The organism is Amaricoccus sp. B4, assembly GCF_043226085.1.
Taxonomy (GTDB): domain Bacteria; phylum Pseudomonadota; class Alphaproteobacteria; order Rhodobacterales; family Rhodobacteraceae; genus Amaricoccus.
Genome location: NZ_CP171225.1, coordinates 936,509 through 961,948 on the forward strand (window position 1 = coordinate 936,509; position 25,440 = coordinate 961,948).

A 25,440-nucleotide genomic window follows, 5' to 3' on the forward strand; every position below is an offset into this window, starting at 1 on the left:
CGTTCGTTCTGCATTCGTCGGATGGCCGCTTCCAACCGATAGTGGTTAACCATCGCGGATAAGCGATCCGCCTTGCTCGAAGATGACCAGCGGTATGTGCGGTGCCCACCATACAGCGCTCGATTTGTCCATCTGCCGTGCAGACGCTCTTGAAGAAAAAACGTAATTGCGCCACCTTCGGTGATCGGAAAACGAAAGTGTCCGCAATTTCGGGACTCAAATGGCATATTTGGAAGATGTTTTCGTTACGGAGGGCGTGCCTGAATTCACATTCGTGAAGCCCCCTAACTTCACAGCACTTCTCGTCGATTTGCGACGCAAAGGAAAGCCGGTCGTCGTCGAAGGTCAATCAGGCACAGGTAAGACTACAACCGTCAAGAAAGCGCTTGCGGAAATCTTCCCTGAGAACGCACCAAGACTTTTGACGCCGCGCGAGCCCAAGGATCTCCCGATCATCGAGGCTATTAGCGAAGAATCCGGTGATGAGACCTTCGTCGTTGACGACTTCCACCGTCTCAACAAAGAAACGAAAGAACGTCTTGCTAATCTGGCAAAAGTGATTGCCGAACGGGATAATCGTGATGGGCTGCCAAAGCTCATCATTATTGGGATCAACAACGTTGGATCGGACCTCATCCAACTGGTCCCGGACATTGCGAAGCGCATGGGCATTCACCGCATTGCCCCGGGTACTCCTGCCGTGATCGGCGAGATGATCAAGCTCGGAAGCATTCGACTGAACATCAAAATCGAAGAGCAAGAAGCCATTATAACGGACAGTAGGGGCGACTATTGGCTCACCCAGCAGATATGCAAAACGATCTGCATCTCGGCGAATGTCGATCAAACTCGCGAAGTGACGCACCACATCAACTGGACACAGGACACGATCAAGGCTCAAGTCGTGGAGACGCTCCATCACAACTACGATCCGGCGGTTCGCGAATTTTGCCGCGGTAGGCGTTTCCGTCCGACGAACGATCCTTACTACAAGCTGCTGCGGGCTGTATCCGAGTTGGAGCAATCGAACGTCGACCTGAACGAACTCGCGAATGCTCGTCACGACATCAAGGGCAGCATAAACAATGTCAAGGATCACCGGTTGCGAGTTCTACTTGATCAGAAGGAGACCTGCGCCCGATTGTTTTACTATGACGCCGACACCAAAAACTTCGCGATCGAAGACCCAGCCCTTTTCTACTACATCAAGAACCTGAACTGGGAAGACCTTCGCCAGCGCTGCGGTTTCCGCGATGATCCTCGTGATTTCGAGTGGGATATTGCAATATCCTTTGCGGGTGAAAACCGCGACATTGCCGACTTCATCGGCCAGAAACTCCGGGAACTCGACATCTCGGTGTTCTACGACCGCAACTATGAAGACAATTATCTGGGCGGCCTTTGGTCCCAACAGTTCTTGGACATATTTGTCCGAAAATCGCGTTTGGTTGTCGCAATTCTTGACCAGCACCACAAGGACAAGGTTTGGCCCACTTTCGAGCGGGACTGTTTCACCCAAAGGGTTTCGGAGGCTGAGGTGATCCCCGTCTTTCTCGACAAGACGATTTTCCCTGGCATCCCTACCGATCTCGTTTCGATCCACTTCGATTACAGTGGCGACATCGATGCGCAGGCAGACGCGATTATTGACGACATAGTTCTGCGCATCGCGGGCAAGCTCACCAGCCTCTGACCTCGTCAACAAGGTTCGGTTGATCAGTCCGCCTCCTCTGTACACAGGGCCAGAGCGCTGGGCAGGCGTGCTAATCGCTCCTTGTATGGCAACCCACAACGGCTTCGTTTGCACTCTTGCGGACATTAGTTTTGGGCGCAGCGAACAACCGCTTCCCGCCCTTCATGTCCGGGATGCAGTGCACCGCCGCACACGAATCCAAGGTCCGACCAACCAAAACCGGCGCAATGTCGGCCCTCAAAGGCCAACAAAACGCCCATTCACAATTTGTTAGCCACTTTAATCCGAAATTTCAGCAACTTACCAAAATTTTCACGGTGAAAACCCCCGTTTTCACGGTCAGGGCACCCCGGCCCCTCACACCCCTTCGTCGGCCTTCTGGACGATCGAATAGCGCTGGAAGAGCGGGAGCTGGGCCATGACGAAGCCGAAGTTGGCGATCGGAAGCACGAACGTACGGAAATTCACCCACATGTCCGTCCCTAACCCGCGCCAGACCACCTCGTTCAGCACCGCGAGAAACAGGTAGAAGACCACGAAGCGCCGGGTGAACTTCATCCACCCCTCCCGCTGCATCGGCAGGAGCTCGTCCATCAGATAGCGAAGATAGCTTTGCCCACGGAGCAGCCCGAAGCCGAGGATGCCCGCGAAGATGCAGTAGAGGATCGTCGGCTTCATCTTCACGAAGGTATCGTCATGCAGGACGATCGTGAGCCCCCCGAACACCACCACCACGATCGCCGTGATGACCGCCATCTTCGGAAGCTTCCGGGTGAGCGCGAAGCTGATCCCGAGGGTCGCGAGGATCGTCGGGATGAAGACCTTGGTCGAGAACAGGATCTGCTCGAGCTGGCGTTCGGTCGCATCGAGCCCGTCCGGCACCGGCGCCATCCGGTAGGCCAGGAAGAAGATCGCGATCGGCCCGACTTCGAGGGCGATCTTGAGAAGGGGATGTATCTTGCGCTCAGCCATGTCCGGCTCCTACCGCGGCTTTCAGCCGAATTCCACAATTACCGCGCCAAGCGCGATCAGAACTACGAGAGCCGCCCGCCAGGGCCCGACCCGCTCGCCGAGAAAGAGCCAGCCGATCAGCGCGGCGAAGACCACCGAGGTCTCGCGCAGGACCGCCGCCTCCCCCACCTTGTCGAGCCGGGTCGCCATCATGACCGAGCCGAAGCTCACATAGGCCACCAGCCCGCCGATGATCCCCCGTCGGAACAGCGGCCCGAGGTCGGGCGGATCGGGCATGGTCGCGTAGTGGCGCAGCGCGATCCAGGGAAAGAGCACCCCGTCTAGCACGAAGAACCACGCGAGGAAGGTGAAGGGGTTGGGGGTCTCGCGGATCCCGTAGGCGTCATAGGTCGTGTAGGTCGAGACCAGCACCCCGGTCACCATCGCCCAGGCAAGTGCGGCCAGAAGCCGGCGCCGCCCGATGCTGACGCTCGCGAGATTGAAGGCCGAAAGCGAGAAGATCCCGCCCGACAGGAGCAGCACGCCCGCCCATTGCACCGCCGAGTAGCTCTCCGAGAAGACCACCCCCGCCGCCGCGACCGTGACGAGCGGCCCCATGCCGCGCACGATCGGATAGACGACCGTGAAGTCTCCCCGGTCATAGGCCCGCGCCTGGGCGTATTTGTAGGCAAGATGGATGATCGCCGCGCCGAGGAGAATCAGCCACTGCCGCCCCTCCGGCCAGGGCACGAGCAGCAGCGCGACCGGCAGCGCCATCAGCGAATAGCTGATGTCGATCGCCCCGCGGGAAAGCCAGGGGTCGTGCCGGCCCTTCTGGAGCGCGCCGAAAACCGCGTGGCTGACCGCGGCCAGCAGGGCGAGCGCCATCGCGAGGTGCTCCGCGGCCGGCGTGCCCTCGAAGCCTGCGATCCACGCTTCCATCGCCTCAGAGCCCCGTCAGGGCGCGGGCGAAGTCCTCCGGATCGAAGGGCGAGAGATCGTCGATCCCCTCGCCCACGCCAATCGCATGGATCGGCAACCCGAAGCGGTCGGCCAGCGCCACGAGAACCCCACCCTTCGCCGTGCCGTCGAGCTTCGTCATCACGAGGCCCGAGACATCGGCGATCTTCTGGAAGATCTCGACCTGGGCGAGCGCGTTCTGCCCGGTGGTGGCGTCGAGCACGAGGAGTGTGTTGTGCGGTGCCTCCGGATCCTTCTTGCGGATCACCCGGACGATCTTGGCGAGCTCCTGCATCAGGTCGTTGCGGTTCTGGAGCCGCCCGGCGGTGTCGATGAGAAGCAGATCGGCGCCTTCCGCCTCGGCCTTCTCCATCGCCTCGAAGGAAAGGCTTGCAGGGTCCGAGCCATGCGGCGCAGTGAGCACAGGCACCCCGGCCCGCTCGCCCCACACCTGGAGCTGCTCGACTGCCGCGGCGCGAAAGGTATCGCCCGCCGCGATCACCACGGACTTGCCCGCGGCGCGGAACTGGCTCGCGAGCTTGCCGATCGTCGTGGTCTTGCCCGAACCGTTCACCCCGACGACCAGCACCACCTGCGGCCGCTTGGGATAGATCGGCATCGGCCGCGCCACCGGCTCCAGCACCGCGGCAATCTCGGTCGCGAGCGCCTCACGGATCTCGCGCGCGCCCACCCGGCGGCCGAACCGGCCCTCGGCGATGTTGGAGGTGAGCTTGAGCGAGGTCTCGACTCCCATGTCCGCCGTGATCAGCAGATCCTCGAGGCTTTCGAGCATCTCGTCATCGAGCACACGGCCCTTTTCGGCCCCGCCGAAGAGCCGCCCGGCAAGGCCGCGCCGCGGCTCCTCCGCCGCTGACGTATCCGGCGTGGACGCAGGCGCCGGTGCCGGCGTGGCAGGCCGGGGCTCGGGCTCGGCTGCACGCGCAGCCGGTTCCGGGGCGGGAGCTTCGGGAACCTCCGCCGCGTCCGGAGCCTGATCCTCGCCCTCGCTGATGATCGCATCAAGGCCCTCCTCGATCTTCGAGGAGGATTTGAACAGCTTGTCCTTGAGCTTGCGGAAGAATGCCATGCAGCCACCCCCAGAAAACCGACGCCAACCCCTAAACCGGGGCGGCGGCGGATGCAAATCCGCGCAAGCGCCGAAGCGCCAACGTCCGGCGCGACGCGTGCGAAAATCGCGCCCCCCCTTTTCCTGACACCTGAATCATATATTGTCGTGGAAACCCAGTTAGGAACCGCCCGCCATGACGCACACGATCAACTACGGCCGCCTGATGCACAAGGCGCTGCGACAGCTCATCATGGATGTGCTGAGCCAGGTCGCGGAAGAAGGCCTGCCGGGCAACCACCACTTCTTCATCACCTTCGACACGGCCCACCCCGGGGTCGACATGTCCGAGTCGCTCCGGCAGCGCTATCCGAAGGAAATGACGATCGTGCTCCAGGAGTGGTTCGACAATCTCGCCGTCATGTCCGACCGCTTCACGGTGACGCTCAATTTCGGCAATGTGCTCGAGCCGATCGTGATCCCGTTCGAGGCGATCAAGACCTTTGTCGATCCTTCGGTCGAATTCGGCCTGCGCTTCGACGGGCAGCAGGATTTCGACATCGAGGACGACGATGAGGACGAAGACGACGAGGATGCGGCCGATGAGGAAACCGCCGAAGCCTCGTCAAAGCCCAAGGAACATGATGCCGAGGTGGTGAGCCTCGACAAGTTCCGCAAGCACTGAGCCGGGGCCGCCTCAGGCGAGGACCGCCGCCACCGGGCGCCGAAGCGCACGCGGGGCGGCGGGGCCAGGCCCGAAGCGCATCAGAAGATCCGGCCGCCTATCCGTTTGGAGATAGCTCTGAAGCTCGGCACGTACCGGCACCGCTTCGATCGGCTGGTTGAGAAACGAGCAGCGGATATCGCGACTGGTGGCGGCAAGCGCGAACCGCTGCGCTGCTCGGCCTGCGGCGATCCAGCCCTCCGGCTCTGCCCGATCGGCGATAAATACCGCGACACCCGAAGACGAGGCGACCTGACGCTCGTATTTCCGGTTCTCCGCATCCGCATTCAGCAGAAGATCGAACAGGCGTCGCCCGAGCCACGTCGGCATCGAGGGCGCGCCCGTGGTCGCCGAAAAGAGACCGTCACCTGTCTCGGCGGCGGTGAAGCCGTTGAAGCGGATCCAGCGGCGCAGCTCCTCGCGAAAGGCCGGGTCGCCGAGCTGCAGCGTATTTCCGGCGACCACCAGCTCGGCGATCCGGACGAGCGCCTGGCGGTCGGTCAGGAGCCGGATCTCCACGCCGGGGATCGCAGCCGCCTCGGCGAGAGCGGAGATGGTCGCCGCATCGAGTGGCATGCCGGCGAAATCGAACCGGACGGACTGGCGGCGCGGCAGGGCGGCGAAGAGCTCGGAGGGTCGTGGCGCCGCGGGATCGAGGCGAACGATCACACCCTGGTCATTGCCGGTGACAGAGGCCACGAAACCCGAGGCCTCGGCGGCGATGCGCAGGTTCTCCGCCGCACAGCCAAGACTCGCATAGAGGTGATGGTCGTCGGGATCCACCACCGGCGTGCGCCGCGAGAAATCCGGGCGGATCGCAATCCGGTCGGGAAAGAGGTCGAAATACCAAGCTTGGGTGTTATGCGCATTTGCCGCCAGGGTCGCGAAGTGGACGAGGCGGCGATAGACCTCCGCGGCCCCGTATCCGGACGGCATCCCGGCATCGGCCCAGACCGCCGTGACCTCCGCCTCGTAGGCGCGCCCCGCCGCCGCGTTGAAGGCCAACAACCCGCCGCCCGCGGCCGCAAGCGCGCCGCCTCCGACCAGAACTCCGCGCCGCCCCAACATTGTGCCTCTGCCTCCGGCCAATCCTGCAGAAGCCTTCGGGATGTGCGGGCCGCGCAGCCATGACGCAGATCAAGCCGGACAGGTCCGGCTCAGGTGAGGCGGCGATTCAGTATTCGCCGGTCTCGACGAGATCGCTGCCATCGAAGATCTTGTCCACACCCTCGTCCCAGTGTTCGGCGAGATGCGGGTGGGTGAGCAGATACTCGGCGGTAGATCCGGAACGACGCTGCATCGCAAGCTGCACCGCCTCGTCCCATTCCTCGGGCTCCATGTCGCCGCGGCCGATCCACATCAGCGCGACGAGTTCGGCCTGCTGGTCGGGCTCGAGATCCTCGATCTCGGAAATCACCTCGTCGACGGAGAGATTGCGATCATCGCCGAGATAGCGGGCCGAGGCCACTTCATCGACGGTATCGCTGTCTTCGTTCGAGAGCTCGCTGGTCTGCGCCATCACCGCTCGCGTCTTGAGGATCAGCTCTTGCAGGAACCGAGGGTTGAGCGACAGCGCGTCCATCGGATTTCCCCTTTCATACTGTGAATTTGGCGCGTCTCACTACGCGCCATTCGCGTGGAAGTGTCAATCACATGATACCTTTCGCGTTGCGCGGCAAGCCCGGGCCCGCTCACCTCGCGAAAGAATATTGCGAAACACCCGGCTTCGGCATCAATTAGCCGTTGGATTTCACAGCTCCGCAGCGATATACGAAGCGCGAATTCCACATGCAGGAGGGGCAGATGACCGCGACGCGCACCGAAACCGACAGCTTTGGACCGCTCGAGGTTCAGGCCGACCGCTACTGGGGCGCCCAGACGCAGCGGTCGATCCTGAACTTCCCGATTGGCTGGGAAAGACAGCCGGTGGCGATCGTCCGCGCGCTCGGTGTCATCAAGCGGGCCTGTGCCGAGGTGAATGCAGCCCAGGGCAAGCTCGATCCGAAGCTCGCCGAGGTGATCTCGGCGGCGGCAACCGAAGTGATCGAGGGCAAGCTCGACGACCATTTCCCGCTCGTCGTCTGGCAGACGGGGTCTGGCACCCAGTCCAACATGAACGCCAACGAGGTGATCTCCAACCGCGCGATCGAGATGCTCGGCGGCGAGATGGGCTCGAAGAAGCCGGTACACCCGAACGACCACTGCAACATGAGCCAGTCGTCGAACGACACCTTCCCGACCGCAATGCATGTCGCCGTGGCGATGACCGCGCGGGACGTGACGCTGCCCGGCCTGCGCAAGCTCCACGCCGCGCTGGTGGAGAAGGCGGAAGCCTTCAAGGACATCATCAAGATCGGCCGCACCCACACCCAGGACGCGACGCCGCTGACGCTCGGCCAGGAATTCTCCGGCTATGCCTATCAGGTCGAGCAGGCGATCAAGCGGGTGACCGCGGCCCTTCACAACATCTATCCGCTCGCGCAGGGCGGCACGGCGGTCGGCACCGGGCTCAACACCAAGACGGGTTTTGCCGAAGCGGTCGCCTCGAAGATCGCCGAGATCACCGGGCTGCCCTTCGTGACCGCCCCCAACAAGTTCGAGGCACTCGCCGCGCATGACGCGATGGTCGAGATGTCGGGCGCGCTCAAGACCGTCGCCGCCTCGCTCTTCAAGATCGCGAACGACGTGCGCCTGCTCGGCTCCGGCCCCCGCTGCGGCCTTGGCGAGCTGATCCTGCCCGAGAACGAGCCCGGTTCCTCGATCATGCCGGGCAAGGTGAACCCGACGCAGGCCGAGGCGCTCACCATGGTCTGCGCCCATGTGATGGGCAACGATGCCGCCGTCGGGTTCGCAGGCTCGCAGGGCCATTTCGAGCTCAACGTCTACAAGCCGATGCTTTCCTACAACGTTCTTCAGTCGATGCAGCTTCTCGGCGACGCCGCGGGCGCCTTCACCGACAACTGCATCGCGGGCATCAAGGCCGACGAGGAGCGGATCTCGAAGCTGATGTGGGAAAGCCTGATGCTGGTGACGGCCCTCGCCCCGACCATCGGCTACGACAACGCGACCAAGGTGGCGAAGACCGCGCACAAGAATCGCACCACGCTGAAGGAAGAAGCGATCAGGCTCGGCTTCGTGGACGAGGAAACGTTTGATAGAGTGGTTCAGCCAAAGGACATGCTTGGCCCGAAACCCTGAACGGAGGCAGCCATGCGCTGGCGCGGACGCAACACGAGCAGCAACATCCAGGACCGGCGCGGAGCCGCCGGCTACCGGGGCAGCCGCACGACACGTCACGTCAGCGGCATCGGCGGGCTCGGCCTGCTGGCCATTCTGATTGTCGGCGCCTTTCTCGGCGTCGACGTGACCCCGCTGCTCCAGGGCGGCGGGGGCATGGGAAGTCTCACGGAGCAGAGCGCACCGTCGGGGCCGAACCAGATCAACGATTCCCAGGAAGAGTTCGTGGCCGTCGTGCTCCGCGAAACGGAGACCGTCTGGTCCGACATCTTCGCGCGCTCGGGCTACACCTACGAGGAGCCGACGCTGGTGCTCTTCGAAGGCGGCACCACCTCGGGCTGCGGCTATGCGCGCTCGGCCATGGGGCCGTTCTACTGCCCGGCCGATCAGAACATCTTCCTCGACATGGATTTCTTCCGCGTCATGCAGCAGGATCTCGGCAGCCAGGGCGAGTTCGCCCAGGCCTATGTGATCGCCCATGAGGTCGGGCATCACGTGCAGGATCAGCTCGGGCTGCTTGGCAAGGTCAACGAGAGACGGAGTTCGGTGAGCCGGGCGGAGGCGAATGCGCTTTCGGTCCGCATCGAGCTGCAGGCCGATTGCTATGCCGGGCTCTGGGCCCGGGATGCGGCGAGCGGGCTGGAGCTGACCGAGGACGACATCCGCAGCGCGCTCGACACTGCGGCACGGATTGGCGATGACGCGCTCCAGCGCGCGCAAGGAGGCCAGGTCGTGCCCGACAGCTTCACGCACGGGACGAGCGCCCAGCGCCAGCGCTGGTTCGACACCGGCTTCCGCACCGGCGATCCTGCCGCCTGCGATACTTTCGCAACCGACGCGCTCTGAGGCAAGGACGCGGAGGGGCGGCGATGAGCAAGATCATGAACCTGCGTACCATCCGCAAGCAGCGTGCCCGTGACGCTGCTCGCCGCGACGGCAGCGGCACGGCTGCAAAAGCCGGCGAAAGCCGCGCAGACAAGACCGCGCGCCGCCTCGAGGCCGAACGCGCCGCGCGCCAGCTCGACGGCCACCGGCGCAGCGACGGCGATGGCGGCGAGAGCGGGATGTAGCGCGTTCGCGATGCACACGTCCCGCCCGCAGAAGCATTCCCTGACCCTGCGCGGCCATCGCACTTCGGTTTCGCTCGAGCCGGCGTTCTGGATGGCGTTCCGTGCAATCGCAGCCGCCGAGGGGCGCGGCCTCAACGATCTCGCCGCCGAGATCGATGCCGCACGCGGCGCCGACTGCGGCCTGGCCTCTGCGATCCGCCTTCATGTGCTCGCCTGGTATCAGGCGCGCGCCAAGGCCGCGGAGACACCCGCCCGCTGACGGCGGCCGAGCTCCGACGGAGCATGTGCCCAAGGATCAGGCCAATGCCCTACTTTCGGGCGCGCACGGTTGATGCGCGGCCCCCTGCCATGTTTTGATGGAACGGCAGCACTCCCTGACCGTTACTTGAACAAGTAATTCGCCAAGCCGTCATTGAAGCTCAGGAGATCACGCGATGCCTCACTCCCCGCCGCGCTACACGCCTGCCGCCGTCCTTTTCCTTGTGAGCGCCCTCGCGGGGCTTGGCATTTCGCTCTATCTCTATCTTGTTCCGCTGACCGGTGTGACGGGCAGCTTCGGGGCGATGCTCGTCGCAGTCGCCTGCGGGCTGCTGGCGATCGCGGGCCTCGTGATGATCTTCGAGCCCGCGGGCGAAGCGGCGACCCTCTTCCGTTTCCTTGGCTTCATAGGCGCAGCCTGCACCGCCGCGGCGGCCTGGTTCCTGCACAGCCCCTGGCTGCTCGGTGCGATGATCGCGGCACTTGTCTTCGTTCTATTCGACTCGATTGCGAAGCGGGGGTATCCGGCATGATCCGTCTCGTCTCCCCTCTCGCCCTCCTCGCCAGCCTTGCCGCCACACCTTTTTCGCTTGCGCAAGAAGCGAGCTCAGAAAGCGCTCCCGCAGCCGTTCCTGCCCCGGAGGAAGCCGCAACGGAGCCTGTACCGCTCGTGCCCGACGGGCCGGTCTGGAACAGTTTCCATGGCCAGCTCAGCGCGCAGAAATATTCGCCCCTCGATCAGATCGACACCTCGAATGTCGGCAAGCTCGAGAAGGCCTGGGAGTATCATACCGGCGATGTCTCGGACGGATCGGGCGAACGTCCCGCAACCGTTTGGTCCGCAACGCCCATCTTTGCCAACGACACACTCTATATCGGCACGCCCTTCTATCGGATCGTGGCGCTCGATCCCGAGACCGGTGCGGAGAAGTGGACCTTCGACACCGAGTCGACGCTCGAGGCGCTGACGCAACCGGCGCTCAAGAACCGCGGCGTGGCCTACTGGGAGACGAGCGCCCCGGCCGGGGGCGAAAGCTGCCAGAAGATCGTCTATCTCGGCACGATGGACGCGCAGCTCTTCGCGGTCGATGCCGACACTGGCACGCCTTGCAGCGGTTTTGCCAACAACGGCGTGCTTGATCTCAACCAGTGGAACACCACGAATGCACGCTGGCCGCTCTCGCTGTTGCAGCCACCGACGGTGGTGGGCGATCACCTGATCCTCGGCTGGGCCGGCAAGGACTGGGCCTTCGCCGAAGCACCGCCGGGGTCGGTCTTCTCTTTCAACGCCCGAACCGGCGCGCTTGAATGGACCTTCCAGGCGCTGCCGGAGGCGGTCCGAGCGAAGACGGGAACCGCCAATGTCTGGACGGCGATGTCGGTCGACGAAGAGCGCGGACTGGTCTACCTGCCGGTTTCTTCACCCTCGCCGAACTACTGGGGTGGCAACCGGACCGAAGAGATCCCGCTGGCGACCTCGACCACCGCGCTCGATATCGAGACCGGCGAAGTTGTCTGGTCGCGGCAGTGGGTGCATCACGATATCTGGGATTACGACATCAACGCAGCGCCGACGCTCATGGACATCACCGTCGATGGCGAGGAGATCCCGGCGCTCATCCAGTCCACGAAGCAGGGCTTCCTGTTCGTGGTCAATCGCGAGACGGGCGAGGATGTCTGGCCGATCGAGGAGCGCCCCGTGCCGGCCGGCAGGATTGAGGGCGAGGTCTATGCGCCGACCCAGCCCTTCCCGACCAAGCCCGCTCCGCTGCTCGATCAGGCGGAGAAGCCCGAGGTCTGGTGGCTCGCCAATCTCCTCGGCTTCGGCCAGTGCTCGCGCCTCTTCGACAACCTGGAATACGACGGGATGTATTCGCCGCCGACCACGAAGGGCTCGGGCGTGCTTGCCTACCCCGACAGTTCGGGCGGCGTGCAATGGGGCGGCGTCGCCTTTGACCCGGAGAGCCAGACGGCAGTCGTCAACACCTCGCACATCGTGCAGGAGATCAAGCTTTACCCGCGGGACGAATACGAGAAGCTCGCGGGCGGCTCCGGCAACGAGAGCGGCTTCTATCCCCAGGCCGGCGCGCCGTACGGGATGTCGCTTGATGTGGCGATGAACTGGCTCGGCATGCCCTGCTGGAAGCCCCCCTACGGCGAGCTTGTTGCGCTCGACATGCACACCGGTGATGTAAAATGGCGCGTCCCGATGGGCGCATCGCAGAAATACGGTTTCTACATGCCAGAAAGCATGGGCTCGCCAACAATCGGTGGCCCGGCGGTCACCGCGGGTGGGCTGATTTTCATCGGCGCTTCGATGGATGCCAAGGTCCGCGCCTATTCGCTCGAGACCGGAGAAGTGCTTTGGGAAGACATCGTCGCGGCCCCCGCCGTCGCGAACCCGGCGGTCTACGAATACAAGGGCCGCGAGTACGTGGCCTTCGTCGCCGGAGGCAACACGATCATCAAGGATCAGGTCGGCGATCAGGTCGCGGTCTACGCGCTGCCCGAGGAATAAGCCGCGCAGCGCACAAACGGAACCGGCGGGCAGCGCTACCGCCGGTTCCAGCCGGGGGTCAACCGGGTCCGCGACCTGGGGCTATCCGATCTGACCGAGTGCCGGGAAGGTTTCGAGCAGCCAGAAGGAAAGGCTGCTGAAGGCGCCGGTCATCATGAGAAGCCCGACGGCCACCAGCAGCACGCCCATGGCGCGTTCGATCGCCCCCATGTGACGCTTGAGATGCGCCATCACGCCCAGCGCGCGCTGGAGAAATATGGCCGTGAGCAGGAAGGGAAGCCCAAGCCCCACCGCGTAGAATCCCATGAGCAGCATGCCCCGCTCGACCGAGCCTTCCGTCGCGGCCAGCGAGAGAATCGCGCCCAGAACCGGGCCGATGCAGGGCGTCCAACCAAAGGCGAATGCGAGCCCCAGCACATAGGCGCCAAAGGCCGTGCCGCCCTTTGCAGCGGTCTCGAAGCGCGCCTCGCGATAAAGCAGCGGAATCCGGATCACGCCGAGAAAATGCAGGCCGAAGATGAGGATGACCGCACCTGCGAGCATCGCCATCTCGCGCTGATGGCTGAGCAGCAGCCGTCCGAAAACCGAGGCCGCGAGGCCCAGGAAGAGGAAGACTGTCGAGAGCCCAAGCACGAAGAAGACGGCGGCCTGAAGCGCGCGCCGCGTGCCACCGCGACCCGTCGCCATCTCGTCCATGGATGCCCCGGCCATGAAGGCGAGATAGGGCGGAACGATGGGCAGGACACAAGGGGACAGGAAGCTCAACACCCCCGCGGCAAGCGCCACGCCGAGCGCCGGCACCAGCGAGGCATCCCAAAGATCCACACCGAACATCTCTTCTCCGTCTGCCTGCCCCGGACTGGCGCGCAACCTAGCGGCTTCCCGCCGCTCCGTCACCTCCGGAACGCGTCACATTGGCGTGGACAAGCGCAAGGCCGGAAGCTAGCTCTCGGCCCATGAACACGGGCACGAGCTGGGATGCGGAACTCGATGCGCGGGGGCTCCTCTGCCCCCTGCCGGTCCTGCGCGCGCGCAAGCGGCTTCTCGGCCTCGGCCCCGGCACGGTGCTGCGCGTGCTGGCCGACGATCCCGCCGCCCGCATCGACTTCCCGCATTTCTGCGCCGAGCAGGGCTATACCTTCGCGGGCGAGGCCGACATAGGCGACGGCGTGCGAGCCTTTCTGATCCGAAAGCCGGACTGACTGCGGATCTGAGAGGAACATCTGGGCCACAGCAAGACGCGGCTGCGCGGATCGTTTCTCATCCGCAGAAGCGGCAGTTCCGACCAGACATGCCGTCAGAGGCCTTTGGAACGGTAGCTCTGTGCAACCCGGCTGATCGAGACGATGTAGGCGGCGATACGGAGGTCTTCCACATCCTTGCGGCCATGCCAGATCTCGCGCATCGACTGGTATGCGATACGCATCGTGTCGTCGAGGCCGGAGCGCACAAGCTCAAGCTCGCCTGCCCCACGCACGAACTCCTGCTTGAAGGCATCCGAGAGGTTCATCTGCGCGCCGGTCTCGTGCAGGATGCGCTCGATCTCGTTGACGAGCATGAGACTGTGCGCCTCTTCCTGGCGCCGCTGCATCCTGCCGAAGCGGATATGGCTGAGGTTCTTCACCCACTCGAAGTAGCTGACAGTCACGCCGCCTGCGTTGACGTAGAGATCGGGCATGATCACCGTGCCCTTCGCCCGAAGGATCTCGTCTGCGCCAGCAGTGACCGGGCCGTTTGCCGCCTCCACGATCAGCGGCGCACGGACGCGGGCCGCGTTCTCGATGGTGATGACCGCCTCCATCGCCGCCGGGATCAGGATGTCGCATTCCATTTCCAGGACGGAAGAGCCATCCTCGACATATGTGCCGCGCGGGAAACCCTTGACCCCTCCGTTCGCGCCGATATGGGTCTTGAGGAATTCGATCGGAATGCCCTTGGGATTGACGATGGCGCCGTCGCGCTCGATCACCGCGACAATCCGGCAGCCATCCTCTTCCGAGAGGAACTTCGCGGCATGGAAGCCGACATTGCCGAGCCCCTGCACGATCACGCGCTTGCCATCGAGAGTGCCATCAAGACCGGCCGCCTTGAGATCGTCCGGGTGCCGGAAGAACTCGCGCAGCGCATATTGCACACCGCGCCCGGTTGCCTCGACGCGGCCATGGATGCCACCCGCATTGAGGGGCTTGCCGGTGACGCAGGCAGCGGAATTGATGTCGGTCGTGTTCATCCGGCGATACTGATCGACGATCCAGGCCATTTCCCGCTCCCCGGTGCCCATGTCGGGCGCGGGCACGTTCTGGGACGGGTGGATCAGGTCACGCTTGGCGAGCTCATAGGCGAAGCGGCGGGTGATGAGCTCCATTTCGTGCTCCTCCCACTCGCGCGGGTCGATCCGGAGCCCGCCCTTCGAGCCGCCGAACGGCACTTCAACCAACGCGCACTTGTAGGTCATCAACGCGGCAAGCGCTTCGACCTCGTCCTGATGCACGCTGGGCGCGAAGCGGATACCGCCCTTGACGGGTTCCATGTGTTCGGAATGAACGGAGCGGTAGCCGGTGAAGGTGTGGATCGAGCCACGCAGGCGAACGCCGAAACGCACGGTGTAGGTCGAATTGCACACCCGGATCTTTTCCTCGAGACCGGGTGAGAGATCCATCAGGCGCACGGCCCGGTTGAACATAATGTCGACGGATTCGCGGAAACTCGGTTCCCGAAGCGGAGCGTTCATCTCGATCCTCCCTGAGCGGCTTTTGTCTGCCTCTTCCTTGAGCACTAGAGCACTCCTGCGCCGCGCTCTCAAGGAAAAGCGGCGCCGGTCAGGATCGCCGCCGCACCGTTCTCCGCGTTGGCTCAGCGGCGACGGGGTCCTCGGGCCAGGAGTGCTTCGGGTAGCGGCCGCGCAGGTCGCGCCGCACATCGGCATAGGAAGAGGCCCAGAAGCCCGGCAGATCCGAGGTTGTCTGCACCGGCCGCTGCGCCGGTGACAGCAGGTGAAGCACAAGCGGAATGGCTTCGGGCCCCACCGTCGGGTGTCGCGTAAGGCCAAAGAGCTCCTGGAGCCGCACAGAGACCGAGGGCGCATCGCCGCCATAATCCACGGGCAGGCGCGTGCCGGTGGGCGCGGTGATCGCAGGCGGCGCAAGGCGATCAAGCATCTGCCGCTCCTCCCATGAAAGCCGCGCCTCAAGGATGGCGAGCAGATCGAGCCCCCCGAGCTGCTCTGCCCGGCGGACGGCGCCAAGATGCGGTGCCAGCCAGTTCTCAAGCGTCGCGATCAGGCCGTCGGGCGAAAAGTCGGGCAGTTCCGCACCTCCATGGGCGCGGAGCCATTCCGCGCGTCCCGCAAACCGCCGCGCGGCATCGCTCCAAGGCAGGATCTCGAGGCCGAGATCACGCACCCCCTCCACCATTGCCGCTGCAAGCGCCTCGGGTGGCACATCGCTCCAGCGCCTGTCCTCCAACGCGAGTGCGCCGAGCATCAGGCGGTCGCGCGCGATCACTGCCCGATCCCGCCGCGACCATTCGCAAGACTGAACATGCCGCAGCCGTCCGCCATGCAGCGCACGGATTTCGGCTTCGGTGACGGGCGCGGCAAGCCGGATGAGGGCCTCGCGCGGATTGCCGTCCAGATCGCCGGCCACCAGCATCTGCGCGGCGCCGAGCGGCTCGCCTGGTGCGGTCAGAGCCCCCTTGCCGCCGGACAGCAGGAAGCGCGGCGCCTCGCCGTCGCGGCGCTTGCCGATCCGATCGGGATAGGCGAGCGACAGCGCCCCTCCGACGGAGAGCTCTCCCGCGCCGGACGCTCCTGGAACGAGACGCCGAAGGCGCGCGGCTTCCTGCCGGATCGCGGCGAGCGCCCCGCGGTCCACCTCGACCGGCACGTCCCGCATCAGCTTGGCGGCATCTGCAAGCGCCCGGATCCGCAGGAGAAGGTCCGCAGGCGCGCGACCACCTCCCCGTGCGCGCAACGGATCACGATTTTCAAGCAACGCCGCGAGATCGGCCGCGAGCCCGGCACCGCCACGCTCCTGTGCCGCAACCAGCATGTGGGCGAGCCGGGGGTGGACTGGCAGCCGGGCCAATTGCCTGCCGTGGCTGCTGATTCGCCCGTCGGGGTCGAGCGCACCGAGCTCCGCGAGCAGCATACGTGCCTCGGTGAAGGCCGCATCGGGCGGCGGCGTGAGGAACGCGAGCCCGTCGGTCTCGGCCGCGCCCCAGAGCGAGAGTTCAAGTGCGAGCGGCGCGAGATCGGCGGAAGCAATTTCGGGAGGCGGGAAGGCGGCAAGCGCCCCTTCCTCCCCCTTCGTCCAGAGCCGATAGCACCAACCGGCGGCAACGCGTCCGGCGCGGCCACGCCGCTGCTCGGCTTCTGCGCGCGTCACGCGTTCCGTCACCAGGCGCGACATGCCGGAGCCGGGATCGAAGCGTGCCCGGCGCGCACGGCCCGCATCAACGACAACCCGCACATCGGGAATGGTGAGGGAGGTTTCCGCAATGGAGGTGGCGAGCACGAGCTTGCGTCCTTCGGCGAGCGACGTCAGCGCGGCCCGTTGCGCAGCGAGCTTGAGACCGCCATGGAGAGGCTGGATCATCACGTTTCGCGGCACGCGGCGTTCGAGAAGCTGAGCCACACGCCCGATTTCCGCCTGTCCTGGCAGGAAGACGAGCACACCGCCTTCGGTTCCGGCAAGTGCTGTCTCGACGAGATCGGCCGCCGCCGCCTCGAACTGGCCACGCCGCGGCGGGCCGCTCGCCCAGGGGCGATCGAGCCAGAGGGTCTCGACCGGGAAGGCTCGCCCTTCCGAAGTGACGAGCGGGGCATCTCCGAGCAGAGCCGCGACGGGCTCCGCATCGAGGGTTGCGGACATGACGATGAGTTTCAGCTCGGGCCGGAGTGCGGCACGAAGCTCAAGTGTGAGCGCAAGGCCGAGATCGGCCTGAAGCGCGCGCTCGTGAAACTCGTCAAAGATGACGCAGCCAATGCCCGGAAGTTCGGGATCGGACTGGATCATGCGGGTGAGGATCCCTTCCGTCACGACCTCGATCCGGTTGCCGGGCACGCTCTCGCCGCGGATGCGATAGCCAACGCGGCCACCCGGCGTTTCACCGAGGCTTGCGGCCAGCCGCTCGGCGGCGGCCCGCGCCGCCACCCGCCGCGGCTCAAGCATGAGAATACGCCCGTCGACAGCGCCGGCCTCGAGCAGGAAAAGCGGCACCCGGGTCGTCTTGCCTGCACCAGGAGGAGCCTGGAGCACGGCGCAGCCGCGCGCCGCAAGGGCGGCGCCGAGCGCGGGCAGGACCGGCTCGATCGGCAGTTGCGCCATGCTGCCCGCGCCTATTTTCGCACGAGCGCGGCACGGCCGAACTGGGTCTTGGTGTCCAGCCGCTGGAGTTGCGCAACGCCGTCGCCGCGATCGCGGAAGATCGCCTTGAAAGGATAGGACGAAGAGGTGTTGAAGGTCTGCTCTTCCCCCTCCAGCCGCTCGTAGCGGCCATTGCAGAGGATCTCGCCATCGCCCTGCATCTCCGGCTTCCCGAGCGTGATCCGCGAGCGCCTCGAGCCGTCGAAGACATCCACCGACTTCCCGCAGACCTCGCCGACCGGCACATCGCGCAGGAGCGCGAAGCTTGCCGAAACCGGATCGAGCGTGCCTGTCTGGTTCGAGGGATCCGGCGAGGTACTGCGCTCGGGCTTCACCGAGACGAAGACTGGCGTCCCGTTTTCCCAGTCGATCCGCGTCTCGCGCGCGGCGCGAGGCGAAACCGAAGAGGCCCGGAAGACCTGCGGGACGATTCGACCGTCCCCCGCCACGCCTCCGGCCGCCGTGCCATCGAAACGGAAATCCGCGAAGATCCCGACCAGCCCGGCGGTGTTCACCTTGGCCCGTGCCTCGTAGGTGCGGCCGGACTCGACACCCCCCATCGAGATCTCCCCCGCCCGGATGCCGGCGATACGGAAATCGAAGGCAGCCTCGTAGGTCTCCGCCGCCGCGGCAGGTGCTGCCGCGAGCGGCGCAACTGCCAGCGCCAGAAGGGCATTTCGGATCGGGCGGAGCATCATTGGGAGAAACCTCGGATCAAGGGGCGTCGCGACAGGCCAGGCGTCGGCAGGACGGGTGAAGCGGGCGGGCATGAGGTTGACAGCGGGCAGCGCGTCTTGGTGTATGCCAAAGCCGCGGGGCGGGGCCAAGCACGAACCCGTACGGTGTGTTGAAGCTTGCGTGAAGGACTGGACGGCATGAGCGATAGGGATGGCGGCACGACAGAACTTGCGGCAAGGCTTGCATCGGGCGACCGGCGCGCGCTGGCAAGGGCGATCACGCTGATCGAGTCGAGCCGCGCTGATCACCGGGCCGAGGCCCGCGCGCTCCTCGCCTCCCTGCCCCCGCGCGAGACCCCGGCTCTCCGCATCGGCCTGACCGGGACGCCCGGCGTCGGCAAGTCGAGCTTTACCGAGAGTTTCGGCCTCCTGCTGACCGAACGCGGGCTGCGGCTGGCCGTTCTTGCAGTGGATCCGTCCTCGGCGCGCTCGGGCGGCTCCATCCTCGGCGACAAGACCCGCATGGAAAAACTCGCGCGCACACCCGGCGCCTTCATTCGCCCCTCCCCAAGCCAAGCCACGCTGGGCGGCGTGGGTCAGCGCACCCGCGAGACCATCCGGCTGGTCGAAGCCTGGGGCGCGGATATCGTGGTCATCGAGACTGTCGGCGTCGGTCAGTCGGAGACCATGGTCGCGGACATGACCGACATCTTCGTCCTCCTGCTCGCGCCGGCGGGCGGCGATGAGCTGCAGGGCGTGAAGCGCGGCATCATGGAGATGGCCGACATCATCCTCGTCAACAAGGCCGACGGCGAGTTGAAGTCCCAGGCGCTCAGGACCTGTGCAGACTATGGTGGGGCGTTGCGCCTGCTGCGCGCGCGCCCCGGCGACCCGGAGGGCTTTCCCTGCGCGCGCACCGTTTCGGCCTACACCGGCGACGGTCTCGAGGCGGCCTGGGAGACGATCGAGAAGCTCGCGAAAGGCCGCCAAGCCAACGGCAGCTGGGAGGCACGGCGGCGCGCGCAGGCTCAGACCTGGTTCTCCCATGCGATCGAGACCGGCCTCATCGCGCGGCTTCACAAGAACCCAGAGGCGGCCGCGCGGAGAGCAGAGCTCGCGCGACAGGTTGCCGACGGGGAACTCACACCGGATATTGCGGCAGAAACCCTTCTCGATGCCTTCGCGCCGGTTTCACACCCCTCCTGAGGCTCACGCCACGGCACGCAGCACGTCGAGCCGAAGCCAGTGCGGGATGAAACGCCCCACGGCATCCGTCTCGCAAGCGGTCGCGAAGGCGCGCTCCATTGCCGCGCGCCCCTCGGCGTCAAGCCTACGGCGCGGATCGACCGAGAGCAGCAGTTCAACGAGCGCATCGACACTTTCCGTGCGGAATTTCGTTGCGAAGAGCAGCTGGGCCTCGCGACGGCAGAAGCCTCCGGCGACCTGAGCCTCGATAGCAGTGACGGCTTCGGCATGAACAGCACTCTCGTCGTCCACATGCCGCATGACTGGCCAGAACGGATCAGGACTCACCGGCTCAAGCACAGCAATCCGGCCCGCGGGCCGTAGCAGGCGGATCGACTCGACGAGGGCCGCTGTCATGTCGGGACAGTGATGCAGGCTCTTGCTGAAGAAGACGAGATCGAAGGCAGCCGAGGCGAGCCCTGTAGCCTCCGCGCCGGCAAGGACGTAGCTCGGCCCGCCGCCTGACTGCACCGCCGCGTCGAGTGCCTCGCGCGAGGGTTCAACACCGGTCACATCCGCGCCGGCCGCAGCAAGGCGCCGCGTCACATCGCCACGGCCCGCGCCCATGTCGAGCACCCGAAGACCCTGCAGGCTCCCCAGCGCGCGCGAGAGTACCGTTTCGAAATCGAGGTATGGCGGCGCGGCCAGCGTCATGTTGCGCCTCCGTTCAAGCCGAGGATCCGGCAGGTTTGCTCGAAGGTCTGCTCCCGCGGTCCGGTTGCGTCCACATGCGGCCACTCGACCTCGCCCGCATCGTTCAGAAGCTGCTGGCGCACTACAGTCTCATCGGCATCGGAGGCATCGTCCTGACGTGCGGCAACGCGCGCAAGGAGCCTATCCGGATCGACTTCAAGCCAGATCCCGTCGAAGGGCACCCCGATACGCTCGGCAAGTTCCACAAGCGCCACGCGCTCGGAACCGGTGAGATAGACCGCGTCGAGAAGTACCGAATAACCTGCCGCGAGGATCGTCTCGGCCCGGATTCTCAACCGCTGATGCACGTGTCGGTTCACGACCTTCGAATAGCTGTCAGGCGGCAGGTGCGTCAGCGGATCGACGCAGAAGATAGCCTTGCGCTCGAGATCGCTGCGGATATGCACGGCGCCGGGCGCCGCGCCGAAAAGCGGTGCAAGCGAACGGGATAGTGTCGATTTTCCCGATCCCGAACGGCCGCCGATGGCGATGAGGCGCGGCGCCGGCGGCGAGAGTACTTCCAGCGCCTCATCGAGATAGGCCCGCGCCTCGGCAACTGAGCGCCCCGGCGTGCTGCGGGCATGATCGGTATGGATCTCGACCATCGCCCGTATGCCTGCCCGGACCGCGATGAAAAGTGGCATCGCGGCAACCCCAGGGTCTTCCATGCCACGCTCGGTGTAGAGATAGGCGTTCAAGACCATGTTCGCCGCGCGGCCAAGTCCTTCGTGGCGAAGATCCATCACAAGAAAAGCGAGGTCGTAGAGTACATCACAGATCCCGAAGGTCTCGTTGAACTCGAGCGCATCGAAGGGCACCGGATGGCCATCCACCAGCACGATATTGCAGAGATGCAGGTCGCCATGGCAGCGGCGCACGTGCCCCGCCGAGCTTCGCGCGGTAAGGGTCTCCGCGACCGCCGCAAGCTGCCGCTCGCACCCCTCGAGAAACCCCGCGATCCGTTCCGTACCGAGTTCTTCTTCCATCTCGCTGAAAGCCAGGCGCAGTTCCTCGACGATCTCCGCCATGAGCACCGCGCCATCATCCTCGCGCGGTTCGGAATTGGCGTGATAATCTGCGATCGCATGGCCCAGACGATCGGCGAGCACGTCGGTGAGCTCACCTCGTTCGGCAATTGCGGAAAACTCCATCTCGGCCGGAAAACGCCACATCCTCAGGACCCACTCGACCGGTGGCCCATTGCCGTCGAGCGCGAGGCTCCCGTCCGCCTCGCGGGTGACGGGAACGACATCCTCGTAGATCATCGGGGCGGTGGGATGGTTGAGTTCGAGCTCACGATGCAGCATCGCCTGGCGTTGTTCGAGGCTCGAGAAATCGAGGTAGTCGTATTTTACGGCCCGCTTGATCTTGAGCGCGGTATCCCCGCACAGAAAGACATGGGCGGCGTGGGTCTCCACCCGCTCGACCGGGCCGTCTTCCCCATAAATTGCAGGATTCGAAAGAAAACGGATCACCTCATCCTGGCTGCCGCCGTCCTGCGGTCGCTCATCCCGAAGCCCGTTCAACGCATCATCCATCGTGTCGAGAGGCCTCCGTTTTCATCGAGGGAACCAGGACAGCCGCACCGGTCAGGCGCCCCTGCTTCAGATCGTCGAGCGCCGCATTTGCCGCCTCGAGCGGATAGGGCACAACTTCGGTCCGGACACCAGCGGCTTCGGCAAGCGGAAAGAACTCTTTCCCGTCGGCACGAGTGAGGTTGGCAACCGAGCGGATCACCCGCTCCTCCCAGAGATCAGCATAGGGAAAGGACGGAATGTCGCTCATGTGGATACTGCCAGATACGACGCTGCCCCCCTTGCGGACAGCCTTCAGCGCACGCGGGATCAGGGCCCCGACCGGCGCGAAGATTAGTGCGGCATCGAGGAGTTCGGGCGGCAGCTCGCTCGAGGAGCCGGCCCAGCTCGCTCCAAGGCGGCGGGCGAACGCCTGTCCGGCTTCATCGCCGTCACGGGTGAAGGCGAAAACCTCCCGGCCCTGCCAGACCGCGATCTGGCAGAGGATATGCGCCGCTGCACCGAAACCGTATATGCCGATGCGGCCCGCGTCTCCGGCGAGCTTCAAGGTGCGATAGCCGATGAGGCCCGCGCAGAGAAGCGGGCTCAGCTCGACCGGATCTCCGGCCTCCGGCCGCGGAAAGACATAGCGGGAGCGCGCCGCGCAATACTCGGCAAAACCGCCATTGCGCGTGTAGCCGGTAAACTCCGGTCCGTCGCAGAGGTTTTCCGCCCCGTGCGTGCAGTAGTGGCACCGCCCGCAGGTGCCGCCGAGCCAGGGCACCCCAACGCGCGCACCGGGCGCGGGTCCCTCGACCGCCGCGCCGAGCGCCTCGACCCGGCCGACGATCTCGTGTCCTGGCACGAGCGGCAGCACGGGCCCCCTGAGATCACCATCGAGGATATGCAGATCTGTCCGGCACACCCCACAAGCCTCGACTCGGATGAGAATCTCGTCGTCCGCGAGAGCCGGCATGGGCAGATCCCGCAACTGCAGCAGCGTTCCTGGCCGCTCGAGAACCATGGCGCGCATCACCGGCCTCCCCGGACGTTCCCGTTCCAACGCCATTGCGCAAGGCTTCCGTGCCGGGAGTCAAGGTTGGGGCGCCTGGAAATCGTGCTGCGGCGCGCGAATCCGCGCTGTCTGCCCCGTCTGGAGGCAGGCTGGGGTGCCTTGGTTCAGGCCCTGCGGATAGCGCCGCCGGGTGCCCTCTGCACGATCCGGGCGAGTTCGGCGGCATCGACAGGCCGCGAGAAGAAAAATCCCTGCAGATCCGGAGAGCCGAGCTGGGCAAGCATCTGCCACTGTCCGTCCGTCTCGACACCTTCCGCGACAACCTCAATCCCGAGCGCATCGGCAAGATCGAACATCACGCGCATCATCGCATCGTTATCCCGGCCCGCTCCCATGTTCTGGATGAAGGTGCGGTCGATCTTGATCCGATCGACCCGGAACCGATGCAGGTAGCGAAGCAGTGAATACCCGGCGCCGAATTCGTCCAGCGCGATGGAGACCCCCTCGCCCCGAAGCCGGCTGATGGCCGCCGCCACCATGTCGTCGGCTTCGATGAGCGTGTTCTCGGCGATTTCGAGCTGCAGGCGCCGGGCCGGAAGGCCGACCTCGGCAAGAATACCCAGAACAGCGTCGGCAAAGTCCGGATCCGCACATTGCTGCGGCGAGACATTGACCGAGACCAGTGGCAGTGCGGTCGCAAGTGCCGTGCGGCAAGCGTCGCGCAGGATCCACGCCCCGAGCTCCCCCCCCAGTCCGCGCTCCTCGGCGATACCAATGAGTACCTGCGGCGGAAGCTCGCCATGCAAAGGATGATTCCAGCGGAAAAGCGCTTCCGCGCCCCGCAGCGTTACGCCATCGGTCGCAAAAAGCGGCTGGTAGAGAAGGGCGAGACCCTGCCCGCCATGAAGGGCTGTCCGCAAATCCCGCTCCACGCTCCGCTTGCGGCGCACGATGTCATCGAAGGAATCCTCGAAGACACAGAGCCGCCCCTTGCCGCCGCTCTTGGCCTGGTAGAGTGCGATATCAGCCATGCGCAAGAGTTCGCGGCCGTCCCGCGTACTGTCTGGCGCAAGCGCGATGCCGATGCTCGATCCCACGAAGGCCTGGTCGGCATGTAGCAGGAATGGCTTCTGGATCGTTTCCATGATGCGCTCGGCGAGGATTTCAGGATCCCGTCGCGACTTGACCCCGGTCTGGATCACCACGAACTCGTCACCGCCAAGACGCGCCACCGTGTCCGTCTCGCGCACGACAGCCGCCAGGCGCTCCGCAACCTGCCGGATGAGCTCGTCTCCGGCGGGATGGCCGAGTGTGTCATTCACGTTCTTGAAGCGGTCGAGGTCGATATAGAGCAGCGCGACCCGGTTGCGGCCCCGCCTAACCTCCGCAATCGCCTGACCGAGCCGGTCATTGAAGAGGTTGCGGTTCGGCAGGCCAGTCAGCGTGTCGTGGAAAGCGAGATGCTGGATCTCGATCCGGCTCTCGTGCACCTCACGGATCGCTCCCCGCAGATTTCCGATAAGCCAGGCGATCAGGCCGAGAAGCACGAGCGCGGCAGCCATGGTGCCAGGAGCCACCCTGCGCATGACCGCAAGACCTGGCCGCTCCCGCTCCCAGACCACATGGCCCAGCACGCCCTGCTGCTCGCTTGTCACCGGCAGCCACGCGCCCTTCGGCAGCGGTTGGCCCTTTGTCACAAAGCCGAGCTTGTGGATCAGGTTGCGCTTCCCGATGCGCGGAAGAAGATCGCTGTCGAGATAGCGCAAGACGACATGTACATAGACATCTTCGGGCTCGTAGGACAGTCGGTCGGTATCGGGCACAATCGCCCGAATGCTGACAATGGCCGGGTGGCCTGCAACCCGCAGGAAATTGACAACACCGGCCTCCCCCGGATCATCCGCCTCGGCCACCTCGTTTCTCAGATCGCGGACCAGTGGCAGGATTTCCCCCTTCTCCGCGTTGAATGTACGGGGTGGCACGGTCTTGCCATCGATCATGGCATGAACTGGCTCGTCGACTGCATCGAGGACAAAGGCCTGATCATGACCATAGAAGTCATGCAGCCAGACACCGAGGTTTTCTTCCATCCAGATCTGGTCGTCACGTCGCGTCGCGAGATACGCATCATCCCAGACCGTAACGCTCTGTTGCTCCTGCGCGATCTGGGCCTTCTCATCCTCGAGCGCGCGTGCGAGCAGCGTCTGTTCGCGCACCTCTGCTAGCGCGTCGACTTCTGACATCGCCCAGGCCCCGATAAACAGAACGGGTACGATGGCGAGCAAGATGGTCGCGATAACGGTGACCCAGATCTGCCTGGAAAAGGTATGGACCTTCGAAAGGCCCGAAATCCCTTTGGGGGAATAGGCTTCCACCGGGTCAGCGCCCTGCTGTACCACGCCGCCATCGGGCGTTTCTGGATCCTGTCGCTGTTCCATCACGGATCGGCCCTT

The 25,440-nt window shown here is 64.9% G+C and carries 23 protein-coding genes; 10 read left to right on the top strand and 13 right to left on the bottom strand.

Going from position 1 to position 25,440, the window contains the following annotated elements:
* The first annotated feature begins 256 nt into the window (after window positions 1-256).
* Window positions 257-1,693, top strand: a complete 1,437-nt coding sequence (locus tag ACF66B_RS04495) for a TIR domain-containing protein (RefSeq protein WP_392664153.1) — start codon at window positions 257-259, stop codon at window positions 1,691-1,693.
* Window positions 1,694-2,050: 357 nt separating this feature from the next.
* On the opposite strand, the gene ACF66B_RS04500 is transcribed toward ACF66B_RS04495, so the two are convergent.
* From ACF66B_RS04500 to ftsY, 3 genes are read right to left on the bottom strand one after another with little or no spacing between them, the layout of a single operon-like run.
* Window positions 2,051-2,665, bottom strand: a complete 615-nt coding sequence (locus ACF66B_RS04500) for a septation protein A (RefSeq protein WP_111430348.1) — start codon at window positions 2,663-2,665, stop codon at window positions 2,051-2,053.
* A gap of 21 nt (window positions 2,666-2,686) precedes the next feature.
* Window positions 2,687-3,586: a DMT family transporter gene (locus ACF66B_RS04505; protein WP_111430347.1), complete on the bottom strand. Its 900-nt coding sequence runs from the start codon at window positions 3,584-3,586 to the stop codon at window positions 2,687-2,689.
* Between the two features lie 4 nt (window positions 3,587-3,590).
* Window positions 3,591-4,691, bottom strand: a complete 1,101-nt coding sequence (gene ftsY, locus ACF66B_RS04510) for a signal recognition particle-docking protein FtsY (RefSeq protein WP_111430346.1) — start codon at window positions 4,689-4,691, stop codon at window positions 3,591-3,593.
* A 175-nt stretch (window positions 4,692-4,866) separates the two neighbouring features.
* Here ftsY and ACF66B_RS04515 point away from each other — a divergent pair, with 175 nt between their 5' ends.
* Complete coding sequence (locus ACF66B_RS04515; protein ID WP_111430345.1) at window positions 4,867-5,355, top strand: ClpXP protease specificity-enhancing factor SspB; 489 nt, start codon at window positions 4,867-4,869, stop codon at window positions 5,353-5,355.
* 12 nt (window positions 5,356-5,367) lie between these two features.
* On the opposite strand, the gene ACF66B_RS04520 is transcribed toward ACF66B_RS04515, so the two are convergent.
* Together ACF66B_RS04520 and ACF66B_RS04525 are read right to left on the bottom strand one after the other, a co-directional pair.
* Entirely contained in the window at window positions 5,368-6,462 is a 1,095-nt protein-coding gene (locus ACF66B_RS04520) for an Acg family FMN-binding oxidoreductase (protein ID WP_392664158.1), read from the bottom strand.
* A 106-nt stretch (window positions 6,463-6,568) separates the two neighbouring features.
* On the bottom strand, window positions 6,569-6,976 hold the full coding sequence (locus ACF66B_RS04525; protein WP_111430344.1) for a DUF3775 domain-containing protein: 408 nt from the start codon (window positions 6,974-6,976) through the stop codon (window positions 6,569-6,571).
* A 221-nt stretch (window positions 6,977-7,197) separates the two neighbouring features.
* Here ACF66B_RS04525 and fumC point away from each other — a divergent pair, with 221 nt between their 5' ends.
* The 6 genes from fumC (at window position 7,198) to ACF66B_RS04555 (ending at window position 12,477) form a co-directional block, all read left to right on the top strand.
* Window positions 7,198-8,592: a class II fumarate hydratase gene (gene fumC, locus ACF66B_RS04530; protein ID WP_111430403.1), complete on the top strand. Its 1,395-nt coding sequence runs from the start codon at window positions 7,198-7,200 to the stop codon at window positions 8,590-8,592.
* A gap of 12 nt (window positions 8,593-8,604) precedes the next feature.
* Window positions 8,605-9,477, top strand: a complete 873-nt coding sequence (locus tag ACF66B_RS04535) for a neutral zinc metallopeptidase (protein ID WP_111430343.1) — start codon at window positions 8,605-8,607, stop codon at window positions 9,475-9,477.
* Between the two features lie 23 nt (window positions 9,478-9,500).
* Window positions 9,501-9,701, top strand: a complete 201-nt coding sequence (locus ACF66B_RS04540; protein ID WP_111430342.1) for a DUF4169 family protein — start codon at window positions 9,501-9,503, stop codon at window positions 9,699-9,701.
* Between the two features lie 10 nt (window positions 9,702-9,711).
* The gene (locus ACF66B_RS04545; RefSeq protein WP_111430341.1) at window positions 9,712-9,960 is read left to right on the top strand and encodes a ribbon-helix-helix domain-containing protein; all 249 of its coding nucleotides are present in this window, start codon (window positions 9,712-9,714) and stop codon (window positions 9,958-9,960) included.
* A gap of 175 nt (window positions 9,961-10,135) precedes the next feature.
* Window positions 10,136-10,492 (top strand): hypothetical protein, encoded by a 357-nt coding sequence (locus ACF66B_RS04550; RefSeq protein WP_111430340.1) that lies wholly within the window; start codon window positions 10,136-10,138, stop codon window positions 10,490-10,492.
* Complete coding sequence (locus ACF66B_RS04555; RefSeq protein ID WP_111430339.1) at window positions 10,489-12,477, top strand: pyrroloquinoline quinone-dependent dehydrogenase; 1,989 nt, start codon at window positions 10,489-10,491, stop codon at window positions 12,475-12,477. The genes ACF66B_RS04550 and ACF66B_RS04555 overlap by 4 nt, the downstream gene beginning before the upstream one ends.
* 81 nt (window positions 12,478-12,558) lie before the next feature.
* Here ACF66B_RS04555 and ACF66B_RS04560 read toward each other — a convergent pair whose 3' ends face one another.
* On the bottom strand, window positions 12,559-13,311 hold the full coding sequence (locus tag ACF66B_RS04560; RefSeq protein ID WP_111430338.1) for a cytochrome c biogenesis protein CcdA: 753 nt from the start codon (window positions 13,309-13,311) through the stop codon (window positions 12,559-12,561).
* A 122-nt stretch (window positions 13,312-13,433) separates the two neighbouring features.
* On the opposite strand from ACF66B_RS04560, the gene ACF66B_RS04565 reads away from it, so the two are divergent.
* Complete coding sequence (locus ACF66B_RS04565; protein ID WP_111430337.1) at window positions 13,434-13,679, top strand: sulfurtransferase TusA family protein; 246 nt, start codon at window positions 13,434-13,436, stop codon at window positions 13,677-13,679.
* Between the two features lie 95 nt (window positions 13,680-13,774).
* Here the strand turns inward: ACF66B_RS04565 and ACF66B_RS04570 are convergent, their stop codons facing one another.
* The 3 genes from ACF66B_RS04570 to ACF66B_RS04580 all read right to left on the bottom strand — a co-directional run bounded on the left by ACF66B_RS04570 (window position 13,775) and on the right by ACF66B_RS04580 (window position 18,541).
* Window positions 13,775-15,208, bottom strand: a complete 1,434-nt coding sequence (locus tag ACF66B_RS04570; RefSeq protein ID WP_111430336.1) for a Glu/Leu/Phe/Val dehydrogenase — start codon at window positions 15,206-15,208, stop codon at window positions 13,775-13,777.
* Window positions 15,209-15,296: 88 nt separating this feature from the next.
* Entirely contained in the window at window positions 15,297-17,804 is a 2,508-nt protein-coding gene (gene hrpB, locus ACF66B_RS04575) for an ATP-dependent helicase HrpB (RefSeq protein ID WP_111430335.1), read from the bottom strand.
* Between the two features lie 11 nt (window positions 17,805-17,815).
* The gene (locus ACF66B_RS04580) at window positions 17,816-18,541 is read right to left on the bottom strand and encodes a DUF3108 domain-containing protein (protein WP_162683301.1); all 726 of its coding nucleotides are present in this window, start codon (window positions 18,539-18,541) and stop codon (window positions 17,816-17,818) included.
* A 177-nt stretch (window positions 18,542-18,718) separates the two neighbouring features.
* Here ACF66B_RS04580 and meaB point away from each other — a divergent pair, with 177 nt between their 5' ends.
* Window positions 18,719-19,726 (top strand): methylmalonyl Co-A mutase-associated GTPase MeaB, encoded by a 1,008-nt coding sequence (gene meaB / locus ACF66B_RS04585; protein ID WP_111430333.1) that lies wholly within the window; start codon window positions 18,719-18,721, stop codon window positions 19,724-19,726.
* A gap of 3 nt (window positions 19,727-19,729) precedes the next feature.
* Here meaB and ACF66B_RS04590 read toward each other — a convergent pair whose 3' ends face one another.
* From ACF66B_RS04590 to ACF66B_RS04605, 4 genes are all read right to left on the bottom strand, one after another.
* Entirely contained in the window at window positions 19,730-20,419 is a 690-nt protein-coding gene (locus tag ACF66B_RS04590) for a class I SAM-dependent methyltransferase (protein ID WP_111430332.1), read from the bottom strand.
* Window positions 20,416-21,996 carry a bifunctional aminoglycoside phosphotransferase/ATP-binding protein gene (locus ACF66B_RS04595; RefSeq protein WP_111430331.1) on the bottom strand — a complete coding sequence of 527 codons (1,581 nt, stop codon included), beginning with the start codon at window positions 21,994-21,996 and terminating at the stop codon, window positions 20,416-20,418. Before ACF66B_RS04595 ends, ACF66B_RS04590 begins: the two co-directional genes overlap by 4 nt.
* Window positions 21,989-23,005, bottom strand: a complete 1,017-nt coding sequence (locus ACF66B_RS04600) for a zinc-dependent alcohol dehydrogenase family protein (protein ID WP_111430330.1) — start codon at window positions 23,003-23,005, stop codon at window positions 21,989-21,991. Before ACF66B_RS04600 ends, ACF66B_RS04595 begins: the two co-directional genes overlap by 8 nt.
* A gap of 146 nt (window positions 23,006-23,151) precedes the next feature.
* Window positions 23,152-25,425 (bottom strand): EAL domain-containing protein, encoded by a 2,274-nt coding sequence (locus ACF66B_RS04605; protein ID WP_162683300.1) that lies wholly within the window; start codon window positions 25,423-25,425, stop codon window positions 23,152-23,154.
* Window positions 25,426-25,440: the final 15 nt, after the last annotated feature.